Origin of the sequence: Wolbachia endosymbiont of Listronotus oregonensis (genome assembly GCF_031205055.1) — a bacterium.
GTDB lineage: Bacteria > Pseudomonadota > Alphaproteobacteria > Rickettsiales > Anaplasmataceae > Wolbachia.
The window spans coordinates 38,925-60,761 of sequence record NZ_CP102118.1; the positions used below are offsets into that span (position 1 = coordinate 38,925).

Genomic DNA, 21,837 nt, shown 5'->3' on the forward strand with positions numbered 1-21,837 from the left:
CTTAAGAAGGGAAAATATTTTTTTGAATCGTTTGAAATATGCTTAAACGTAAGCGCATTTAATTAACTTAAGAGGTGGGAAGTGACAAACAAAAAGTCATTGAATGACAAAATTAATGCTTTTTTAGTTTTAATAGCTTATATTTTAGCTCTGTATAACAGTAAGGGATACTTTAAATGGGAGATGCTTTTTTGATGTCAATGGAATCTTCTAAGGGCAATAACGATGGAAATAAACAGTTTCTAATGCAAATAGCTGCTTGGTTAGTAGACAACACTGGTTTAACTTTTAATCAAATAGCACAATGCTGTAGGTTGGCCCTTGAAGAAGTACAAGACATAGCTGATGAGGAAATAGAAGTTGAAAAATATAACCCTATTATTTCTGGGGTAATTACTGAAAAAGAAATCGATGATTGCAAAAAAAATTCAAACCGTGTACCAAATTTGATTATAAAAAATATAAAAAAAAGGAGTAAAGCGATTGGTAGCATTCTTGGCTTTGCCTCTACGGCAAGGCGTAGAGATAAACCTGATGCGATTTATTATTTAGTAAAAAAATTTCCTATCTTGGATAATAACGTTATAGCTAAATTAATTAGTACAACAAATTACACAGTTGAGCAAGTAAGAGATGGATCTCATCATAACATGCAAAATATAAAACCCCAAGATCCTGTACTACTTGGCTTATGTAGTCAAGAAAATTTAGAAGCAGAAGTGGAAAAAGCAAAAGTAGAAGAAGAGAAGCAAGAAAGGTTAAAAAATATAAAGAATAGCTATTGAAAATCCTCAAATTTTTGTGCTTTGTTAACATTAAATTAACTTGACTTGCTAGTGTTTATTAGTATAATGTAAGTAAAGTACGGGGTTTAATAATAATTAAGCTTAATACGCACTAAAACTAGCTCAGCCTAATTTATTATCTTATAGTCACATTTTAGGTTAGTAAGCATCAATTAAAATTTTTGGAGGATTATGACAACAATCAATGAAGATGTTTTGGCAAAAGGAAAGGTTACAGCTCAACCTGAAAAAAGTGAGCAAATTCACAATAACGATACAGTAAAACAGATGGTCAATGAAGGTACTGAGAAAAACAGAAAAACATTAGATCTGAGCGAATTAAAAGAGAAAACAGCAGAAGAATTGTTAGAGTTAGCTGAAGAAAGAAAAATTTCAACTAACGGTAAAAGCAATGGTAGAATGCTAAAGCAGGAAATGATATTCAGCTTAATGAAGAAAATGAGCGAAGAAGGAGGCATAACCACAGGGAGTGGAATAGTGGAAATATTGCCTGATGGTTTCGGTTTCTTACGTTCAGCAAGTGCAAATTATGCTCCAAGTACCGATGATGTTTATATTTCTAACGGGCAAATAAAGAAGTTTAATTTACGTACAGGAGATATGGCATGTGGAGAAATAAGGCCACCTGGTGATAAAGAAAGATATTTTACTTTAACTAAGGTTCAAAGTATAAACTCTACTGAAGTCAGTGAATTAAGAAAGTACGTCCATTTTGATAATTTGCTTCCTCTTTATCCTGAGGAAAGCATAGTACTTGAGTGTAATAGTGGTGATGATAAAAAAGGCTTAAGCATGCGTGCTATAGATATAGTAGCTCCTCTTGGAAAAGGGCAAAGAGCGTTAGTAGTTGCTCCACCTCGCACAGGAAAAACTGTATTGCTTCAGCAAATGGCTAACTCTATAGCTATAAATCACCCTGAAATAGAATTAATAGTGTTACTTATAGATGAAAGACCTGAAGAAGTAACAGATATGATACGTTCTGTAAAAGGTGAGGTAGTGAGTTCTACGTTTGATGAGCCTGCTTACCGTCACGTACAGCTTGCTGAAATAGTAATAGAAAAAGCTAAAAGAATGGTTGAGCATAAAAAAGATGTGGTAATCCTACTTGACAATATTACTAGACTTGCACGTGCTTATAACGCTGTTATTCCTTCGTCTGGGAAAGTTCTAACTGGTGGTGTGGATTCAAATGCACTGCAGAGACCCAAGCGTTTTTTTGGAGCGGCTCGTAATATTGAAAATGGTGGTTCTTTGACAATCATTGCTACAGCTCTTATAGACACTGGTTCAAAAATGGATGAGGTTATTTTTGAAGAGTTTAAAGGTACAGGAAACGCTGAGATTATACTTGATAGAAAACTTTCTGATAAACGTATATTTCCAGCTATTGACATTACAAAATCCGGAACAAGGAAGGAAGAGCTATTAGTTGATAAGGCTATACTAAATAAAATATGGGTGTTGCGTAGAATACTCAATCCTATGGGATCTGTTGAAGCAATGGAATTTTTACGTGACAAACTACTTTTAACAAAGAGCAATGCTGACTTTTTTAACTCCATGAATCACTAAAAGTAAGCCAGTTATGATGGATATGCTGAGCAAAAAGTAAAACGCTTTTATAGTTAAAATAATTGTATCCGTTCAGGCAATGGCGAACTTAGGGAGCGTTAAATAAACTATACGCGTCAAGTTAAGAAGCAAAGGTAAGAAAATTCAATGAACTTAAGGTGGATACTCTAGTCTTTCTATATCTGTCTTTCACAGAAAATTGTGACCAGTTTGTGGTAAGTTTTTTCAGGAAAATTCTCAAATTATTAATTTTGCTGCTTAACGCTAAAAACAAGTAACCGTTCACGGATTGTGAGAATGAATAAAGAACTAAGCAGTCGTAACTTTTGGAAGGGATTTTGGCCATTGAGACGTGATGTCAAAAATATCGACAACATTCTTCCACGAACCTTTCCCCACGTTCCAACCAGGTGAAAAAGCTGTTTTTACGATAGCCGTCTAATTTGCCGTTCTGCAAGGTTGTTGATTGACTTCAGGCTTTCGTAAAAACTTCCACACTATATCCTCGGCCTTAACATCTTAATGGCCATTCTCAAACCATTCTCGTCATTTCATGAAAAAACCCTTCTTTCGCATTAGTTGTGTAGCATCTTTTAATATTAACAAGGCCTATAATAGTGCAGCACTGCCTTACGTATTGCCAATCCAAATTCTACTTGCTGTAAAATAACACAATCTGCTACATCGCTGCTAATCTCAATCCCTCTATTTATTGGCCCTGGGTGCATAACAATCGCATCTGGTTTTGCGTATGATAGCTTTTGTGAATCAAGTCCATACAAATGAAAATATTCTTTCTCTGAAGGAACAAAACAACTATTATTCATGCGCTCTTTCTGCAGTCTTAAAAGCATGATTACATCAGCATCCTTTATACCTTCAATTAATGAATAATGGACTGAATCTACTTCAGGAAAATGCTTACAAATCAAAGTTGGTGGTGCGACCAAGCTTATCTCTGCTCCAAACATTTTTAGCAACCTTATATTTGACCTTGCAACTCTGCTGTGCAGAATATCTCCACATATCACAACTTTGAGATCCTTTATTTGCTTTTTATGACTGCTGATTACAAGATAATCTGCAAGAGCTTGAGTTGGGTGTTCACTGCTTCCATCGCCTGCGTTGATTAGCGAGCAGCTAACATTCTTAGCCAGCATATTAACAATACCGCTATTTTTTTGCCTGATTATTATATAGTCAGGATTCATTGCATTTAATGTTTTGATCATGTCTTTTAGATCTTCTCCCTTGTTAATAGAAGAAGATCTTATTGGCAAAGTTACAACATTTGCTCCAAGGCTTTTTGCTGCTATTTCAAAAGACGCAAGTGTACGCGTTGAATCTTCAAAGAATAAATTTATTACTGTCTTATTTTCCAAGATATGACTATTTGCAGCTTCTTTTTTAAGGTACTGGTTAGCCAACTTAGTTATATTTTCTACATCATCGACTGTAAGGTCTGAGATGTTTAACAAATTCCTTCTCTTGTGCATAGTTTCCTTTTCAACTACTTGAACCTATTCTACTTTCTTATTATTGTTTTTCAATAGACCTCTTGTGCAGCAATTGTTTTGGTGAAAGAACAGAAAAAGATAGTAAAGTCAAAATTAAGTTAGAAGGAAGAAAAAGTTCAGCGAGTCAAGAGTAAGGTACATTAGCATAAATCTTTCATCCCAGTGTTCAGTGGCACTGGGGATTACTTCCACTTACACTCATCCGCTATCATAACAGCCTCAAGAAGATGCTTCTCAAGTTCACTTAGAGGTAAATCACTTTGTGGATAATTTCCCCAAGACTTTAGTATATCGGAAGTTTCAACGCCTTCAATAACAGGGTATTCTTGGTTTTTTTTAGCGTATAGCTCTTGAGCCTGCTTGCTTACTAAAAATTCCAATAAGACTATAGCATTTTCCCTGTTTTTTGCGTTTTTTGTTACTGCTGCACCACTGATGTTTACCATTACGCCGTGATCATTGCGATTAGGAAAAAAAGCCCCTAGTTTGTCTATAACATTCTTTTTATTTTCTGATGAAAGAATTCTTGCAAAGTAATAACTATTTACTATTGCAACATCTCCTTCACCAGCAGCTACAGCATAAATTTGGTCAGTATCACCACCACTTGGTTTTCTTGCCATATTACTCACAATTCCACTTACCCATTCTTTCGTCTTTTCAAAACCATTATTTGCAATCATAAAAGCAATCAATGACCGGTTATATGGACTTGTAGAAGAACGCACTAATATTTTTCCTTTCCATTTTTCATTTGCTAAATCTTCATAAGTACTTAAGTTTTTAGGATTTACTGACTCTTTATTATAAACTAATATTCTGGTTCTTTTTGTAAGGCCAAACCAATAATCTTCACTATCTCTAAATTTTGCAGGTATAACACTTTTTAAAATCTCTGAATCCACTTGAGATAAAAGCCCTCTTTTTTTTGCCAAAATCAGGTTCACTGCATCTGCAGTTAAAAGCAAGTCAGCTTCACCGCCATTTTCCATGCGTGAAAGTAGCTGAGAATAATCATCAATGATGTAACGTACTTTAATGCCTGTATTTTTTGTAAATTCATCAAATAAAGTACGTACTAATTCTTCTTTGCGCGATGAATAGACATTCACTACTTGTGAATTGTCAGTTCCGCTGTTTTTATACAAAAAAGTAATGACTATTAATACAACTGCTATTAAGGATGTGAATATAAAGGCTTTTTTCATATTGGATAAAAAATAACTTCTTTCAGTTAAAGATACTCAAATAGCGCAATCTTAGCAAGTGTAAAATTCGTTAGATGTAGCTAATATAATTTGGATTTACCGAAGTCAATGTATGAAATAATCGAAATTGTCATTCCAGCGCGTGACGCTAGGCCATAAAACCTACTTGACAAACTCCGTCAGCCCCCTTATCATGAAACTGAAGGTATTCAGTTATCTTCATCTGTGCAGATTAAACAGCAAAAAAACAACGTAGTTGGCGTCTTATTTTTAATTTTTTGCACTATGTGCACCTTATGTCTTCACAACATTTCTAGGTTTTTACCTACACAAGCTGAAACGCGCTTATAAAGCGTTTAAGACAGTATAGTACGCCAATTTGCAGGATTAGAGAGTGATAACTAGCTAACACGGGGTTTCTTTTGCCTTTTTTTCTGCTTAGTAAATTTCTTAAACATTTGAACTAAGGTGAGCTGCACTTAAAAGCAGCTAAATTGCAGTGTTTAAGACTTAAAAAAACGCCAATACAGAAAATAGACAATGACCAGGGCCTCTTTTGCCTTTTTTTTCGTTTGGTAAATTTCTTAAATATTTATGGCTAAACGACAACCGTCATCCCGCTACGTGTTAGCGGATCTGGAGATACCGCGGCGGTATGACGTAGGGCTACAGGTGTCATCCCAGTGCCCAGACACTGGAATCCAGAAAACTTAACTTTAAATAAGTGGCTGCATGATAAAGACTAGATCCCAGTGTCACGCACTGGGATGACATCATAGGGGCGCTGGGATGACACCCTGACAATCGTCATCCCGCTACGTGTTAGCGGCTAAGAGATACCGCGGCGGTATGACGTATTACTTATTATAGCTATAGTTCTACATGAATTACAAAAGTAATATTTACTAGATCTTAATATTTTAGATCTATATTTTAATAAATAATGAGCTGTAATTAGTATGAATGATCCATTTAAAAGTGAGAACTATAAAAAAAATCTCGACTCCTTGATAGAAGCTATAAAGCTGAAAAATATTGGTGAACAATATAATAAAACAGTGAGAGATTTATCCCAGACATTAGAGAGTTTTACAGATAAGGCAGAAGATGTAGCTAAGTTTGTTATATGTAGTGACTTGAATAATTATATAGAACCGGTGAACAAAAAGCCATCAGGTTTTTTTGGAATATTCAAGGAAACATTTAATAAAATCTTGGGAAAAGATGCTTCAATTCAGGATAACGATATAAGAAATTTTGCTAATGATAAATTGCCCAGTCTTGCTGAAAAAATAACATTCGAATACCTAAATGTTTTAAAGAAAATTTCAGATTTAGAGCAAAGTAAAAAAAATCAGGAGGAACATAGATTGTATGGAGTGAACTTAGAGGATAGAACAGCGTCAAAGCAAGAAGAAAATCCTTTATATGATCTACAAGCAGGAGATTCAGGCTATGGAAGTTCATTAAATGAAGAGCATGAATATGAAGACATATCACATTATCAAGAGAAAAAGCAAAAGGAAAATCCTTTATATGAGCAGAGAGAAGATTTAGGCTATGGAAGTTTATTAAATGAAGAGCATGAATATGAAGACATATCAAATTATCAAGAGAAGAAGAGTAAAATTTTAATAGAAAATTCGCAGAGTTCAAAATCGCCCAAAGAAGAGCCAATTTATGCAACAGTTTCTAAAGAACATATAGAGGCAAAAAGAAAACGTAAGCAGAAACAACAACCTCAATCCCTCGTACTACCAAAACCACCAAGAGCATCGCAAGTGCCAAAAAAAATGTTTACTACTGGTCAAGAAGTTAGACAAGAATCGAAAGTGGTAGTCAAAGATAAACCTGCAGTACCGCCAAAGCCTAAAAATCTAAGCCGTGCTGATCAAAAAGTAAGCACAGAGCCAAAAGTAGTAGAAGTAATTCTTAAAAAATCAGCTGAAAGTAAACCTACAGTACCACTAAAATCTGAAAATCAAGACAATAGGAAATCAGCACAAAAAGCTGCTGGTAAGGCGATACCAAAAGTAGCAGCAGCTACTATGAAAGGAGGAGCTAATCGCGAGATGGGCAGTAAAGTAAAGGCATTAAAAGAAAAATTTGAGCAAAATCAAGCAAAAGGAAATGCTAATGTACGGCTTGCTGAAAGCAAAACTACCCCAGCAGCACAAGCGGATATCGGTGTGAAGAAAAAACAATCTCATTCATTTCTAACAGAGAATAAAAGATCTGCAACGAAACACATAACAGCAAAATCTGATCCAAAATCTCATGTCAGCAAAAATCCTCCTTCCACACAAGTAAGTGTTAAGGAAATGGTTGCACAAATTGAGAAAGGAAAAGGAGGAAGATAGTAACATTTGGGAAAAAAACATATGGTCAAGTCAAGAGATTGTGAGCAAACTTAGGAAGTTATAGCTAAACTGACTGTATCTGTTCAGAGGAGTGGCTAATGTGCAAATATTGAAGCAAAGTGCGTGACTCACAGCTGTACGAACATTGCAATATGGCACATAGTAAACGATGTCATCCCAGTGCCCAGACACTGGGATCCAGTTTTCCATATAATCTCATCGAAAATGTTGTAATCACTTTCTGTGCTAGTTTGCTTGTTCACAAGCAAACTTTTCTGGTTCCCAGTGTCAAGCACTGGGATGACATCATAGGGACACTGGGATCTAGGGAATGTTCAAAAAACTGTGTCAAATCAACTCATACACTTCATTACCAACTTCATGATGAAGTTCTGCAGTTGGATGGAAATAATCAAAAAAGAAATAATCCTTTAGTGTTTCTTCGCTACACCCAGGGTTATAGTGAACGTCAAGTTCCCCTTTAAATATCAACTTTAAGAGTATTTTTATATTTTCTTTAAATCTCCCAATTTGGTCTGCAATGTTCGATGTGCATGCATCTTGACAATTTAAACCTTTGCTCTTGTATTCGCTAAGCATACTTTTCATTTTAGAGTTAAGATCAAATGCTTTTATTTCAAGATTTGTACTTTTCTTCATATAATCTAAGCCATTAGCCAATTTTGCATTGAAACTCTCTGTGAGCTTCGTAGCTAGTTCCCTTGCTTCTTCATCTCTATTAAAAGCTGGTATTGAGCCAACTTCAGGTGCGTTTGCAACAACTACATGCTTAACACCATGTTCATTTAGAACCTTAAGTGCATTACATATTTCACTCACTGCTTGTTCCAACACTTCTTCCGCTTTAGTATCGTCATAAGCAGTGGCAACCATAACATCATTTCCGCCGATTATGATGCAAAATAAATCTTCTTTACCTATATCTGGATGATGTTTAATTACCGCATCTAGCTGGTTAGCTAAACGAAATTTATTGAAGAAATAATAAAAAATAGGGTCAAAAATTTCAGATGCTGTTGCACATGAAACTGCATAGTTTTGACCTTGCTGTTCGTGGCATTTCCCAAAAAATGAATAACTCCACCCAGGTTTAAATTCGTCTAAATCTAAATATTTTGCTACATATTCAACAGCAGTGGGGCCATTGCTAAAAGATCCTCCTTGATAAAAAGGGTCATCAAACTTTACGCTTTTTGCAAAGGATAAGTTATTTAAAATTCCAATGATTGCGCCATTATCGGATAAACTATCACCCAGAACATAAAAATTTCTATACTTTGAATTAGAATTGTCATTTTTGTTTGTCATAATATTTACCGTAGATTAGCATGTTGTTTCATTAGATTCATAAAAAAAAATAGCGGTGCAACTTTTTTACAACCCCCACTTTAAACTTTATTGTGCATTTCCTTCATATCATACCTTTTTGAAAAAACGTTTTATTTTAAAAACGCTCTGACTTTTTCTCCACTTTTTCCGGGCAAAATCAGCTTCTTCTTAACTTGACACGTATACTTAAAAGAACCCTCTAAGTTTTCTAGCGCGGCTTGGATGTTTCAACTTGCGCAGTGCTTTTGCCTCTATTTGCCTAATTCTCTCACGTGTTACATTAAAAATTTTTCCTACTTCTTCTAAGGTATGCTCCTTCCCATCTTTACCAAGGCCAAAACGCATTCTTAGAATTCTTTCTTCCTTTGGTGTTAAAGTTGCAAGAACATTGGTTGTAATGCCACGCAAGTCAGCAAGTATTGCAGCATCCTCTGGTCTGGAGACTCGCTTATCTTCTATACAATCACCGAAGGTACTACTATCATCCTTTCCTGTTGGAGCTTCAAGACTTACTGGGTCCCTTGCTATTTTCATAACTTTGCGTATTCTTTCCAGTGGCATTGTCAGTTCTACACTTAATTCCTCTAACGTCGGCTCTCTTCCCATCTCATGAGTCATTTTTCTTAATGCTCTGTTGATTTTACTGATAACTTCTACCATATGAACTGGTATTCTAACTACTTTAGACTGCTCAGGTATTGCCCTAGTGATTGATTGTCTTACCCACCAAGTGCCATAAGTTGAAAATTTATATCCACGTTTGTAATCAAACTTATCCACGGCCTTCATAAGACCAATATTGCCTTCTTGTATCAAATCAAGCAGATCAAGGCCTCTTTTTGAATACTTCTTAGCAATGGAAACTACTAGCCTTAAGTTAGCCTTAATCATCTCTTGCTTTGCTTCAGAGACTTCTCGTTCGTGTTTTTGTATTCTCCTGATTAGCTCCTTAAATTCTTGCACGTTATCTTCCTGTATATGCTGCTTAATACCGTTCAAAGTACTAGCTATATGTTCAGAGTTATCGTCTATAAACCTTAAAAATTTGTTTTTTAATTCACCTGTAAAAGAGGACTGATTTTCGTTGATCTTTAAAAGAATTATCTTTTTCAATTCGTGCTTTAAAAGCACGTCATCATAAACTTTATAGAAACTTTCTCTATCGATATCGTATTTTCTAGCCTCAGCAATAAGATTAGCCTCTTCAAGCGTGATGGATCTATTTATCTTATAAAGTTCTTGTGTAATTCTGGCAACAGCAGCATCACTTAACTTAATTTGTAATGCTATAGACCATATTTGACTATATAAATTCTCTAGTTCATCAGAGGAATCTTTAGAATTTTTTCTTAATACCAATGCTTCATTTGTTAAAGTAATTATCTCATCCAATGCAACTATGACCTTTGGCAATAAGTCACTTTCCATTTCAAGAATAGAAACATTTAAATTCGCTGAATTTATATCTTCATTATCACCGTCTTTCTCATCATCACTTTTTTTACTATCTTTCTCATCATCACTACAGTACTCAGCATCTTCAGAAACATCCTCAGAATCCTCAACATCTTCAGCACTTTCTTCACTCTCTTCTTTGGGTACCACATTAAAGTCAGAGTTATAAATTGCATCCAGATCTATAATTTCTCTCAGTAAGAGAGCTCCACTACTTAAATCATCACGCCATACTTTTATCACCTTTAATGTTACTGATGTTTCAATTATTGCACGTAACATGTTATGCTTTTCAGATTCAATTTTTTTTGCTATCTCGATTTCATCTGCCCTTGACAAAAGCTTTACAGAGCTCATGTCTTGTAAATAAATCCTCACTGGATCATCATTTTGTACTAAAGTTGCAGTAATATTTGGCGATGTGTCATCATCATCAAGTTTACTATCATCACTGTTGGAAGGAATATCTTCTTCATCTTCGCTACTTTCAAGCACATTAATTCCGGAATCCTGCAATAAAGATATAGCATCATCTATAAAATCAGACGAAAAATTTTCATCTGATAATTTATCATTTATATCATCAAAGGTGACAAAACCACCTTTTTTTATACTTTTAGTTACAAGATCTCTGATAACTTTTTTCTTATCTTCTGCATCATTAATAGTTGACATCATTACCTTTATAGTTTATAATTTTATTTCTTATTAACAAATAAACTTACAACGAGCAAGTCTATAATTTTACTTTTAACTTGTGGCTATTCGTTACTTCATATAGTTTAAGATACTGTTAATTTATGTACACTTGTCTTGATCAATTGTTCCATACTTTTCTTCCATTTTTACTGCTATGGACAATCCAACTGAAAATGTTGCAATTCCAACCACTATAGCAGTAAGCATTAAAACATGAGGTATAGGATTGCTATATGAATAAAAATTTGAAACCAATATAGGAGGCAAAGAACTTTTTATATATCCTAGAGATATGTAAAACAACAAAACAGATGCTTGGAAGACGCTTACCCCTATCATTTTCTTGATTAAATTTTTATCGTTTATAATAATATATAAACCTAGCACCATTAATACAATAATAATCGTATAATTATATAAAGTCATTGTTTTTTCCTACGAGCAAAATTCATATATATAATTAACATAGAGGAGCAGACAGTAAATGCTACACCTAATTCCACCAAAAAAATACCCAATTTTTGACCGGTTCTATTATTGGCTGACAAGATATCATAAGATAAAAAATTTTGGCCAAGTAAAGTTGTTGCAACGCCCGTTCCTCCATAAATTAAAATACCTAACACGTTAGTCAATCTAATCACAGAATAAGGTATTGCTTTTAGAGTTGTAGATACACCAAATAGCATTGAATATAATATTATCCCGGAGGCAATAATTATTCCTGCTTGAAAACCTCCACCCGGAGTGTAATCACCGTGAAATTGTATGTATAAACCAAATAAAATGATAAAAGGTATCATCAAAAATGTTACTGCATTTAATATCGGATCTTTAATCATTGTCTTTTTCTTCTTTTAATATCAACGTTATACAAAGCGCAGCAGTAAAAACTACTATAGTTTCTCCAAACGTGTCATAACCACGAAAGCTTGCCAAAACAGCTGTCACTATATTAGGAATACCGGTAGCTTTTTCGGTATTTTCCACATAATAAGGAGCAACATGCAAGTGGATCGGAGCATTGTGGCTGCCAAAATCTGGCAATTGAATCATAAAATATGACAAACATACAGCCAGAAATAACATAAAAAAAAGCGTTATAGGGTTATGAGATAGATTTACTTTATGATTCTTTATCAAGGAGAGTGCTGCAAACGTAAAAATCGTACTGAGCCCCGCACCAACAGAAGCTTCAGTAATTGCAACATCAGGTGCATTCATAATTAAGTATATAAGCGCAATAAGTGAACTAAATACACACATTAGAACAGCACTTACGACTAAATGTCGCGAGAAGACTATAAAAACCGTAACTGTTAGTAACAACAAAAGTAGCACTACATTTAATATTTCTAACACCTTAACCTTCTTTAACAGTTTTTTTCTTAACTTTATAATAAGTGCGCGCTAAAATATAGCCATTAGTTGAGCTAGCTACCCATATTATAAGAATTAATAATATTATTTTAACAGTATTGATTGAAAATCCATTCTGCAAAGCAAAACCAATTAACAATAGCGTTGCACCGCTAGAATCTGTAATACCTGCTGCATGTAACCTAGTATAGAAATCAGGAAATCTAATTACTCCCACACTTGAAATGATTACTGAACAAATGCCTAAAAATATAAGAACGGATCCTATCATAAATTATTAAAACAACATTAATCTCATTAGTGCTATAGTTGATATAAAGCTAACGCTAGCATACAACAATGCTATATCAATTAAAAAAAAATTATTCAGAATGATTGATATTGCTGTTATGAGTACAACTACTTGCGTTGAGAAATTATTGAACGCTAAAACCTTATTGTACACATCACTTGACTTAGACACTATGCGGCACAACATTATACTCATACAGAACAACAGTGTATAGATAGCAATGTGAAGCATTTAAAGACTATGTAACTTCAGTAGATTTCTAAACGGATACTTCTTCATCGCCATCTTGATCATTTATTTCATCATCTATTTCACCATCCACTTCATAATCTTGGCTTTCTTGACTTGCATCAAGATCTGTGTTAAATTGACCATCAGAAAAATTTAATAAATTCGCTAGCTTACTTGTATTACTGCTGTAAACATTATTCATATTTCCTTTCATGTACTCCTTGCATCTACCTACCAAAAGGTTAAATAGCTCATGAGTATCCACCTGTTTTTCTGCTATTTCATATAAGGAAACTATGGTGTTTTTATGGTCTTTAAACTGAACTGTTTGAACTGGATTACTTGCTCCTGTATTTAAATCATGTGTTCTTTGACTTGCCAATAGAACCAATTTGAAACGGTTACTTACCTGTTCTGTACACTTTTCTACAATAGACTCAGCCATAAGATACTACCTTAATAAGTTTTATACTATATCACAAAAAACAAGTTGTCAACTTTGTATCTATTGCGATTCAACTTCATGTTTTACTTTTTCTGCCTCAGATTTTATTTCTTGGCTTTCTGTCATCGTGATTGTTATTTCATGATCAAGTTTTTTTAGAAATCCTAACAATCGCTCTAAAGAAAAACCATCTATTTTACCATTTTTAATTTGTGATACCTTTGGCTGATCAATACCAAGTTTCTCAGCTGCAAAAGCCTGAGTCCAAGCATTTTTTTCTATAATTTTATTTATTATATAAAGCAACTTTGTTTTTATTGCTGCACTGTCTAAGTTATTTAACGATATTATTTCCATAATTCTTACACTCACATATCAATTAACTTTATTAAATATTATAGCATAATATTTAATATACCAAGATATTAATATCATATAACTTGTCAATAATTATATGATATCAAATTTAAAACTTTAAGTTGATTGTATATTAATATTTCAATCAAATTTCTAGTAATTTTAAATTACCATTTTACCATCAGCCTCTCTGAAAAAATCATTTACAGAAAGAACAAGCTAAAATTACAAAGCTTGAAATACAAAAATAATTATTTTATAAATTTATCTTACATAAGAAGTTTATATCTCTATATCTTAACATAGATATTTATTTAAATTTTTAAAATTTCTATTTTAACGAGAATTCTATATACTATATTTATAATATAACTTAAATATTTGTTGCTTTTTAGCTGGAACACTATTTAGTTAGTAAGTAAAATTGTGTTGAATATGACAAAAATAAAAAAAGATGTTGCTGTTATTATGGGAAGTGAGTCAGATTACACCACTATGGTCCATACCGTCGATATGCTAAAAGCATTAGAAGTTTCACATGACATATTCATAATATCTGCACATAGAACACCAGAAAGGCTCTTCAATTTTGCTAAATCTGCACAAGAAGAAGGTTTCAAGGTTATTATAGCTGGTGCAGGAGGTGCAGCTCATTTACCTGGTATGGTTGCGTCATTAACTTGTTTACCAGTTATCGGCGTTCCTGTGCATAGTAAACAATTAAATGGGCTGGACAGTCTACTCTCTATAGTTCAAATGCCAAAGGGTGTTCCAGTTGCAACCATGTCTATAGGAGAAAATGGAGCATATAATGCTGCCATTACCGCCGTATCTATATTGTCAATTTCCAACAGTGAAATTGCAGGTAGGTTAAAAAAGTGGAGAGAGAGACAGACCAAAGAAGTAAAAGAAAAACCAGTTTCATAATAAATCTATGGCAATAATCCTTCTAGACACAAAAACCATAAACCGTATAGCAGCGGGGGAGGTGATAGAAAGGCCAGCAAGTGTAGTAAAGGAATTAGTGGAAAATGCAATAGATGCTGGAAGTTTAGAAATAGAGATCAAAATAGAAAGTGGTGGGCGTAACCTTATTATTGTGACAGATGATGGTAACGGAGTAGAAAAAAACGATTTAGAACTTGCGTTTATGCGCCATGCTACTTCAAAATTGAGCGATAGTGAGTTGATAGAAATCAAGCATCTTGGCTTTAGAGGAGAAGCTCTGCCTTCAATAGCAGCAGTAAGTAGGATAAAATTATCGTCTAAAGCAAGCGGAGCAAGTGAAGCATGGTCTATAAGTTATGAGGGTGGAGAAAAGATGGGGGAGCTAACTCCTTACTCTTTATCACAAGGGACACATATTGAAGTACGAGATTTGTTTTTCGCTACCCCAAATAGACTAAAATTTCTAAAAACCGAAAGAGCAGAAACTCAAAGCATTGTTGATATTGTAAACAACCTAGCAATGGTTAACTATCATATAGGGTTTACTCTCACTTCAGGTAATAAAAAGCTCTTAAAATACGCTAAGCAGACTTCGTTATTTCATAGATTGTGTGAAGTAGAAGAAGAATTTCAGGGCAATTCTTTGGAGGTCAATGAAGAAGAAGACGGCATCAAACTTACGGGACACATCTGTAAGCCAACCGTCAATCGTGGTAAGTCAACTCAGATCTATACATTTGTTAATGGAAGGCCAATTAAAGATAATTTACTTATTGGTGCGGTTAGGTATGCATATCATGATTTTATTCCAAGCGATAGGTATCCTTTTGCAGCGTTACATTTAGAGATACCTTATGATCAAGTAGATGTAAATGTGCATCCAAATAAGTCAGAAGTAAGGTTTCAGAATAAGAAGCTCATATATGAGATAGTGACAAGAGGATTAATCAAAGCATTGTCAAGAAGGATAGGCACCTTTGATGTCATTCCAGCTAGTGACCAGAAAACTACTAATACAATAGAGGGTTTTTTGAAAGGTTCATTATCAGATCCTTTTGATAAATCTGATGTTCAAAATGAATTTTATGAAAGAAGGCCAAGTCCTTTTGAAAATCAACTAATAAAAGAATTTGCTTCTCCAAATGAAAAAGCAAAAGGCTTATCAGAACAGTCAAAATCGTTTGATTATACCGGCATACAGAAATCCCCATCACAAGCGGAAATTATGGTTCTAGAAAAAAGGTGTTAGAGCAAGTTGATTTGATAGAGAGCCACCCGCTCGGGTTTGCACGCTGTCAGGTCTATAATACTTACATTATTGCCGAGGTAAGAGACAAATTGATTATAGTTGATCAGCATGCAGCCCACGAGAGATTAGTATATGAATGCCTAAAACAAAAATCAAGTATAAAAAGACAAAAACTACTTCTTCCTGAAACGGTTGAAATCAAAAATCAAGCTGGAATGGAGATGATTGAAATCTATAAAGATAAGTTATTTGAAATGGGTTTTGATATTGAAATCAAATCAGAGAATAAAGTGATAGTAAAAGAAATCCCTGCAATTTTGGGAGCAATAGATGTGAAAGAGATGCTAATTAATATAGTGGGTAGATTAACGGAAATAGAAGATACATTGCCAGTAGAAGACAAAGTGAACAAGATATTGGCTACTATCGCTTGTCATGGATCAATTAGAGCAGGCAGGAAAATGAGGTTAGAGGAGATGAATGAGCTGCTGAGACAAATGGAAAAAACTCCATATTCCGGGCAATGCAACCACGGAAGACCAACTTATATAGAAATGAAACTCAGTGATATTGAAAAACTGTTTGAGCGCAGGTAATGAGGTTGCCATAAATATGTAAGTGCTCTTTCCTCGTCATCCAAGTAGCTCATAGAAACGGATTAAACGAAAAACGACTTGACAAACTCCGCCAGCTCCCTTATCATGACAATAAGGGTATTTATGACTCAAAACTTGTTTTTGACCTGCAGGCTCAATGACAAAATTCAGTAAAAAACTTAGGGTATTTATTGGCGGATTACATAAAATTATAGCGGCTGCATGTCTTTTTTATTTTTTCTACATTCAGCCAAATCGCGCTTATTTTAAGCGTTAGCACATTATTACAGCGCCACTTACAGTAATATAGAGTCAAAACTCGCTACTCGGGGCTTCTTTTGCCTTTTTTTTCATTTGGTAAATTTCTTAATGTTTATAGCTCAAAGAGAGGTGTCATTCCAGCACTTGATGCTGGAATCCAGGAATTTTATCAAGTATAAAAGTTATGTTAAAATGCACCATTTATGGAAAACTAGATCCCAGTGTCTGGGCACTGGGATGACATCATAGGGGCACTGGGATGACACCCTTTCCTAGATGGAGATAAATTACAATGTTTGTACAGTTATGGGATTGCGCAGTGGATGCAGTTTAACATAAAAAGCTTTGCTTTTTGAAATTTTGGGTTATACTCAACTTCAACACTATTAGCAGGGGTAATGATCATGAATAAAGAAGAAGCTTTAAAAATTTTGGAACTAACAGATAGCCATGACGTTATCTCTAAAGCCAGAAAGAAATTATTTGATAGTGAAAAAAACTCAGATGTATTAAAAACGCAGATCGAGGCATATAAATCGCTTACCGATAGTCAAGCAGAAGCTTTTTCGGATCTTGTAATATCAGCTATTAACAGTAATGAGCTAGATTTTCTGAAGTTGTTGCTGAAGACAGTAAAAAATGATGATAAATTTAACTATTTGAATACAGAAGGTACTGGTGGCAGTATACCATTGAACTTTGCATTAAGATATACAGGTTATAAGAATGAGTCAAGAGTTAAGATCATAGCTTTGCTTTTAGAGCATGGTGCTAATCCTAATACGAGAGATCGAGAAGGTAAATCATCATTACACTATGTTATTAATAATAGTGATGGCGTTTCTTGCCACAAAGTTACTGAATCACTTTTAAATAAAGGTGCTGACCCTAATGCAAAAGATAGTCAAGGTAAAACACTGTTGCATTACTTATTTGAAGATAAAAGTCACGATCGTGTTGAAATTGCAAAATTGCTGTTGAGGAAAGGCGCTAACCCAGACTTAAAAGATCATTACAATAAAAGACCAGTAGATTATGCTGAACACAACAGTAAAGTTGGGCAGCTATTTGGTGCCGTTGATCGTGATACGGTGTTACTATACTCTGGTGGTATAGTGATTTTTTCGCTTTTTAGTATCTGCTGCGCACTTGAGGCTGCAGTTGGAGATTTCAGAAAAGCAGATAAAATCGGGTTTGCCATTTTTACAGTAAGTACTGCTGCTGTTGCATTATATTGCGCATACTGTGCAATAAAAACTGCGTTTTTTCAAAACCCTCACCAGATTTTACCGAAGCTAGAGAAGAATTTCTTAATAGTCAATCACCAAATCCAGCAGGTGCAGCTTAATAATTATAGCTAAAGTAATCTAGGTTTACCGTCATTCCGCTACTTGTTAGCGGATGAGATACCGTGAATAAATCACGGTATGACGGTTCGCGGTGGTATAGTAATTCGTCATCCCGCTACTTGTTAGCGGGATCTATGCTAAGAGATACCACGGCGGTATGACGGTTCGCGGTGGTATAGTAATTCGTCATTCCGCTACTTGTTAGCGGGATCTATGCTAAGAGATACCACGGCGGTATGACGGTTCGCGGTGGTATAGTAATTCGTCATCCCGCTACTTGTTAGCGGGATCTATGCTAAGAGATACCGCGAATGAATCACGGTATGACTTAGATTGCTGATAAATCGTCATTCCGCTACTTGTTAGCGGATGAGATACCGTGAATAAATCACGGTATGACGTATAGAAACTAAAAAAGTTCTTTTTTAAAAAACTTAAGTTATACTTATAAGTATTTGATACTTTTTATAGTGATTATGTCGAATTTAAGCTGCCTTTATGGTGATAATGCAGAATTTGTGGAAGAAATGTATAGCCGTTATCTGCAGGGCGATAAATCAATCGGGGAAGATTGGTATAGAATTTTTTCAAGCAATTTAGAAGTTAATAAAGCAGAGCCCTGCAATGCAACTAAGGTAGATGATTCAGTTTCTAGTTTAGCAAATTTCTTCAGGTCCTATGGTCACTTTTTTGCAGACTTAAACCCATTGTCACCAAGTGAGAATCAATTAATAGATTACCAAAAATATTCAAATCTATCTCCGGCAAGTGACGCTGAAATCTATAGAGATATTTACTGCAAGAATATCGGTTTTGAATTTATGCATATCTCCTCTTATGAGGAGAGAATATGGCTGCAGGAAAAGATCGAAAATCAAACCTATACGCTGAGTTCACAAGATAAAAAGGAAATCCTGAGGCACTTGATCGAATCTGAGATGTTCGAGCAATTTCTCCATATGAAATTTCCTGGATATAAACGTTTTTCTATCGAAGGTGGGGAATCAGCTATCGTTGCTATTGAAAAAATTATTAGTGATTCTGCAGCTTTTAGTATTGAAGAAATAGTCCTTGGCATGGCTCACCGCGGACGGCTCAATGTTCTAACCAAAGTTATGGGCAAAGAATATGCGGCAATGCTATCTGAATTTCAAGGCAACCTTGCATACCCAAGTGGTCTTGAGGTGTCTGGTGATGTTAAATATCACCTTGGCTATTCTTCTGATCGAGCACTTACAGGTGGCAAAAAAATACATTTAAGTTTATGCCCTAACCCATCTCACCTTGAAGCGGTGAATCCGGTTTTGGCTGGAAGAATAAGAGCAAAACAGAATATAAGGTCTGTGCTTGGCATATCAATTCATGGTGATGCGGCTTTCATCGGTCAAGGTGTCGTTGCCGAGACCTTGAGCCTAAGCAACATTGAAGGTTATAAAGTGGGTGGTATTGTGCACATTGTTATAAACAATCAAGTTGGTTTTACTGCTAACCCATGCTGCGCACGATCCTCTTTTATTGCACTGACATAGCAAAATCAATAGAAGCTCCGGTTTTCCATGTGAATGGAGATAACCCGGAAGCTGTGAGTTTTGCTGCAAGTCTGGCGATGGAATATAGGCAGAAATTTAAAAAGGACGTAGTGATTGATATAATATGCTACCGCAAATACGGCCATAATGAAGGCGATGAACCGAATTTCACTCAGCCACTTATGTATAAGCTGATATCAAAACATAAAACTCCTGGAACATTGTATGAAGAAAAATTGACTGCAGAGAAAGTATTAGATGGCGATGAAGTAAATAAATTGCGCAGTGAGTTCAGGGCAAAATTAGATAAAAGTCTTGCTGAATCAGTGACTTACACTCCAAAAAAAGCTGACTGGTTCGGTGGAGTGTGGTCAAAATTAAGAAGAGCAAAGCTGAACGATTTGAGCGAATACTACACGGATTCTGGTGTTCCGCCAGATGAGTTGAAAAAATTGGGTGTGCATATAAATAGCAATATTCCAAGTAGCTTTAACATTAACAATAAGGTTAGAAAAATACTCGATGGAAGAATAGACAGCATAAATTCTGGTAGCAATATAGACTGGGCAACTGCCGAAAGTCTTGCATTTGCGTCACTGCTTACAGAAGGAATAGGAGTGCGTTTATCAGGACAAGATTCTGGTCGTGGGACTTTCTCGCACCGTCATTCAAGGCTTGTTGATCAGGCAACAGAAGAAGCGTTTATTCCGCTAAACAATATAAATGAAAAGCAAGCTCACTTTGAGGTCATAGATAGCGCTTTATCAGAGTATGCTGTAATGGGCTTTGAATATGGATATAGTCTTGATTCTCCGTATTCACTGGTGCTCTGGGAAGGACAATTTGGTGATTTTGCAAATGGTGCACAAATTATGATCGACCAGTTTATCGCATCTGCAGAAACAAAGTGGTTGCGATCAAGCGGTCTAGTTCTATTGTTGCCCCACGGTTATGAAGGGCAAGGACCTGAGCATAGCTCCGCACGTATAGAGAGATTTTTGCAACTCTGCGCAGAGGATAATATGCAGGTAGTTAATTGTTCCACTCCGGCGAATTACTTCCATGTCTTACGCAGACAAATGCATAGAGACTTTCGTAAGCCTTTAGTAGTGTTTACACCTAAATCACTATTGCGTCATAAAAGAGCAGTTTCTAACCTATCTGACTTTGAAGGAAAATTCCTCACGGTAATTCCAGAATGTAGAACAGGTTTAGTTTCAAATAATGAAATACGTAAAGTTGTAATATGCAGTGGTAAAGTTTATTACGATATAATTGAAATGCTTGAAACACAAAAAATAAACGATATAGCAGTGATACGTTTAGAACAATTCTATCCGTTTCCAGCCGATAAATTAAGCAGCGAACTTGAAAAGTACAAGAACGCTGAAATTATATGGTGTCAAGAAGAACCAAAAAATATGGGGGGATGGTTTTTTGTCAACCCATTGATAGACGAGGTGTTATCTGACCTCAATATTCAAGCAAAAAGACCTAAGTGTATCGCAAGACCTGCTGCTGCATCTCCTGCATGTGGTTATGCTAGTGTTCACACTCAGCAACAGGAGGAAATTTTAAAGCAGCTTAATTAAACTTCACCTCTACTAGTGGAATGTTATTCCAGCTATTGCTTCCATAGTCATCAATAGAAGCGTTTAAGTAATCTGTATCAAAGCGCACGGGCACATCAAATTCGAAGCTCGCAGTGATTATCGCATCTTTTACTGGTGGCTTCATAAATGTTATTTCTCCCGTTGAATAATTTACTGAATATTCACTCTCTTCTTTACCATTTAAATAAATCTTTACTGTCCCATGTACTGGCTTTTTGATCATGCGTATATGCTTATCTTCCCCACTTACATAAGTTTTGATTAGCTGAAAAGTCGTTTTTTTGTTATCTCCTATACCAATCTTTTGATTAATGGCTATAAAATCTGACCAATCCTTAAAACGAAACCCTATTGCTTTACCTTTTCGTGCATGAAAAAATGTTATGAGTTCTGTTAGCTGCTCGTTTGATCTGACCCCGTAAGCTATGTTGTATCTAGTGCGTGCATGAGACCAATTGATGTTGCGCTGTTCACAACCGTTATGAGTTGTTACAACGTCAGTGGAAAATTCCGGTCCTCCAGTGGAACCATAAGATATATTTTCTGGAAATCTAATTTCTGTGAATGACATATGTCCTCCTATGAAAGTAAAATTGAGGTGGTGTAGTAAAACAGGA

General features: G+C 35.2%; 19 protein-coding genes and 3 pseudogenes. 8 read left to right on the forward strand and 14 right to left on the reverse strand.

Translation table 11 applies throughout. The annotated features are described in order from the left end of the window. Positions 1-176: 176 nt before the first annotated feature. Both NMD99_RS00225 and rho read left to right on the forward strand, forming a co-directional pair. The gene (locus tag NMD99_RS00225; RefSeq protein WP_309166152.1) at positions 177-785 is read left to right on the forward strand and encodes a cell cycle transcriptional regulator TrcR; all 609 of its coding nucleotides are present in this window, start codon (positions 177-179) and stop codon (positions 783-785) included. Between the two features lie 192 nt (positions 786-977). After that, a complete protein-coding gene (rho, locus tag NMD99_RS00230) occupies positions 978-2,381 on the forward strand; it encodes a transcription termination factor Rho (protein WP_264328936.1) in 1,404 nt (467 codons plus the stop codon). 121 nt (positions 2,382-2,502) lie between these two features. On the opposite strand, the pseudogene NMD99_RS00235 reads toward rho, so the two are convergent. From NMD99_RS00235 to NMD99_RS00245, 3 genes and pseudogenes are all read right to left on the reverse strand, one after another. Continuing rightward, positions 2,503-2,655, reverse strand: a pseudogene (locus NMD99_RS00235) (IS4 family transposase); the annotation flags it as partial. A 325-nt stretch (positions 2,656-2,980) separates the two neighbouring features. Next, complete coding sequence (locus NMD99_RS00240; RefSeq protein WP_253307260.1) at positions 2,981-3,877, reverse strand: aspartate carbamoyltransferase catalytic subunit; 897 nt, start codon at positions 3,875-3,877, stop codon at positions 2,981-2,983. 203 nt (positions 3,878-4,080) lie between these two features. After that, positions 4,081-5,106, reverse strand: a complete 1,026-nt coding sequence (locus NMD99_RS00245) for an extracellular solute-binding protein (RefSeq protein ID WP_253307261.1) — start codon at positions 5,104-5,106, stop codon at positions 4,081-4,083. A 959-nt stretch (positions 5,107-6,065) separates the two neighbouring features. Here NMD99_RS00245 and NMD99_RS00250 point away from each other — a divergent pair. Continuing rightward, positions 6,066-7,466, forward strand: a complete 1,401-nt coding sequence (locus tag NMD99_RS00250; protein ID WP_265017347.1) for a hypothetical protein — start codon at positions 6,066-6,068, stop codon at positions 7,464-7,466. A 128-nt stretch (positions 7,467-7,594) separates the two neighbouring features. On the opposite strand, the gene NMD99_RS00255 is transcribed toward NMD99_RS00250, so the two are convergent. The 10 genes from NMD99_RS00255 to NMD99_RS00300 all read right to left on the reverse strand — a co-directional run bounded on the left by NMD99_RS00255 (position 7,595) and on the right by NMD99_RS00300 (position 13,675). Beyond that, positions 7,595-7,762, reverse strand: a complete 168-nt coding sequence (locus NMD99_RS00255) for a hypothetical protein (RefSeq protein WP_265017346.1) — start codon at positions 7,760-7,762, stop codon at positions 7,595-7,597. 52 nt (positions 7,763-7,814) lie between these two features. Continuing rightward, positions 7,815-8,795, reverse strand: coding sequence for an SGNH/GDSL hydrolase family protein (locus NMD99_RS00260; protein WP_253307290.1), 981 nt, complete (start codon positions 8,793-8,795; stop codon positions 7,815-7,817). A gap of 207 nt (positions 8,796-9,002) precedes the next feature. After that, positions 9,003-10,946, reverse strand: a complete 1,944-nt coding sequence (gene rpoD, locus NMD99_RS00265; protein WP_264688398.1) for an RNA polymerase sigma factor RpoD — start codon at positions 10,944-10,946, stop codon at positions 9,003-9,005. Between the two features lie 123 nt (positions 10,947-11,069). Beyond that, positions 11,070-11,396: a cation:proton antiporter subunit C gene (locus tag NMD99_RS00270; RefSeq protein ID WP_253307288.1), complete on the reverse strand. Its 327-nt coding sequence runs from the start codon at positions 11,394-11,396 to the stop codon at positions 11,070-11,072. Continuing rightward, positions 11,393-11,812 (reverse strand): Na(+)/H(+) antiporter subunit B, encoded by a 420-nt coding sequence (locus tag NMD99_RS00275; RefSeq protein WP_164224942.1) that lies wholly within the window; start codon positions 11,810-11,812, stop codon positions 11,393-11,395. The genes NMD99_RS00270 and NMD99_RS00275 overlap by 4 nt, the downstream gene beginning before the upstream one ends. Beyond that, positions 11,805-12,332: a DUF4040 domain-containing protein gene (locus NMD99_RS00280; protein ID WP_264688399.1), complete on the reverse strand. Its 528-nt coding sequence runs from the start codon at positions 12,330-12,332 to the stop codon at positions 11,805-11,807. Before NMD99_RS00280 ends, NMD99_RS00275 begins: the two co-directional genes overlap by 8 nt. A gap of 1 nt (position 12,333) precedes the next feature. Further along, complete coding sequence (mnhG, locus tag NMD99_RS00285; RefSeq protein ID WP_096617042.1) at positions 12,334-12,621, reverse strand: monovalent cation/H(+) antiporter subunit G; 288 nt, start codon at positions 12,619-12,621, stop codon at positions 12,334-12,336. Between the two features lie 6 nt (positions 12,622-12,627). Further along, a complete protein-coding gene (locus tag NMD99_RS00290; protein WP_082860906.1) occupies positions 12,628-12,873 on the reverse strand; it encodes a monovalent cation/H+ antiporter complex subunit F in 246 nt (81 codons plus the stop codon). Between the two features lie 28 nt (positions 12,874-12,901). Beyond that, positions 12,902-13,318 carry a DNA-directed RNA polymerase subunit omega gene (gene rpoZ, locus NMD99_RS00295; RefSeq protein ID WP_253307286.1) on the reverse strand — a complete coding sequence of 139 codons (417 nt, stop codon included), beginning with the start codon at positions 13,316-13,318 and terminating at the stop codon, positions 12,902-12,904. Between the two features lie 60 nt (positions 13,319-13,378). Then, complete coding sequence (locus NMD99_RS00300) at positions 13,379-13,675, reverse strand: helix-turn-helix domain-containing protein (RefSeq protein ID WP_253310011.1); 297 nt, start codon at positions 13,673-13,675, stop codon at positions 13,379-13,381. A gap of 435 nt (positions 13,676-14,110) precedes the next feature. On the opposite strand from NMD99_RS00300, the gene purE reads away from it, so the two are divergent. The 5 genes and pseudogenes from purE to NMD99_RS00325 all read left to right on the forward strand — a co-directional run bounded on the left by purE (position 14,111) and on the right by NMD99_RS00325 (position 21,199). Continuing rightward, on the forward strand, positions 14,111-14,602 hold the full coding sequence (purE, locus tag NMD99_RS00305; RefSeq protein WP_253307285.1) for a 5-(carboxyamino)imidazole ribonucleotide mutase: 492 nt from the start codon (positions 14,111-14,113) through the stop codon (positions 14,600-14,602). Between the two features lie 7 nt (positions 14,603-14,609). Beyond that, positions 14,610-16,468, forward strand: a pseudogene (gene mutL, locus NMD99_RS00310) (DNA mismatch repair endonuclease MutL). A gap of 369 nt (positions 16,469-16,837) precedes the next feature. Then, positions 16,838-16,978, forward strand: a complete 141-nt coding sequence (locus NMD99_RS00315; protein WP_264736007.1) for a hypothetical protein — start codon at positions 16,838-16,840, stop codon at positions 16,976-16,978. Between the two features lie 155 nt (positions 16,979-17,133). Then, positions 17,134-18,090 carry an ankyrin repeat domain-containing protein gene (locus NMD99_RS00320; RefSeq protein WP_309166166.1) on the forward strand — a complete coding sequence of 319 codons (957 nt, stop codon included), beginning with the start codon at positions 17,134-17,136 and terminating at the stop codon, positions 18,088-18,090. Positions 18,091-18,554: 464 nt separating this feature from the next. Next, positions 18,555-21,199: pseudogene (locus NMD99_RS00325) on the forward strand (2-oxoglutarate dehydrogenase E1 component). On the opposite strand, the gene NMD99_RS00330 reads toward NMD99_RS00325, so the two are convergent. Continuing rightward, on the reverse strand, positions 21,192-21,791 hold the full coding sequence (locus tag NMD99_RS00330; protein ID WP_253307282.1) for a TIGR02217 family protein: 600 nt from the start codon (positions 21,789-21,791) through the stop codon (positions 21,192-21,194). The pseudogene NMD99_RS00325 and the gene NMD99_RS00330 sit on opposite strands and share 8 nt — an antisense overlap. Between the last annotated feature and the right edge of the window lie 46 nt (positions 21,792-21,837).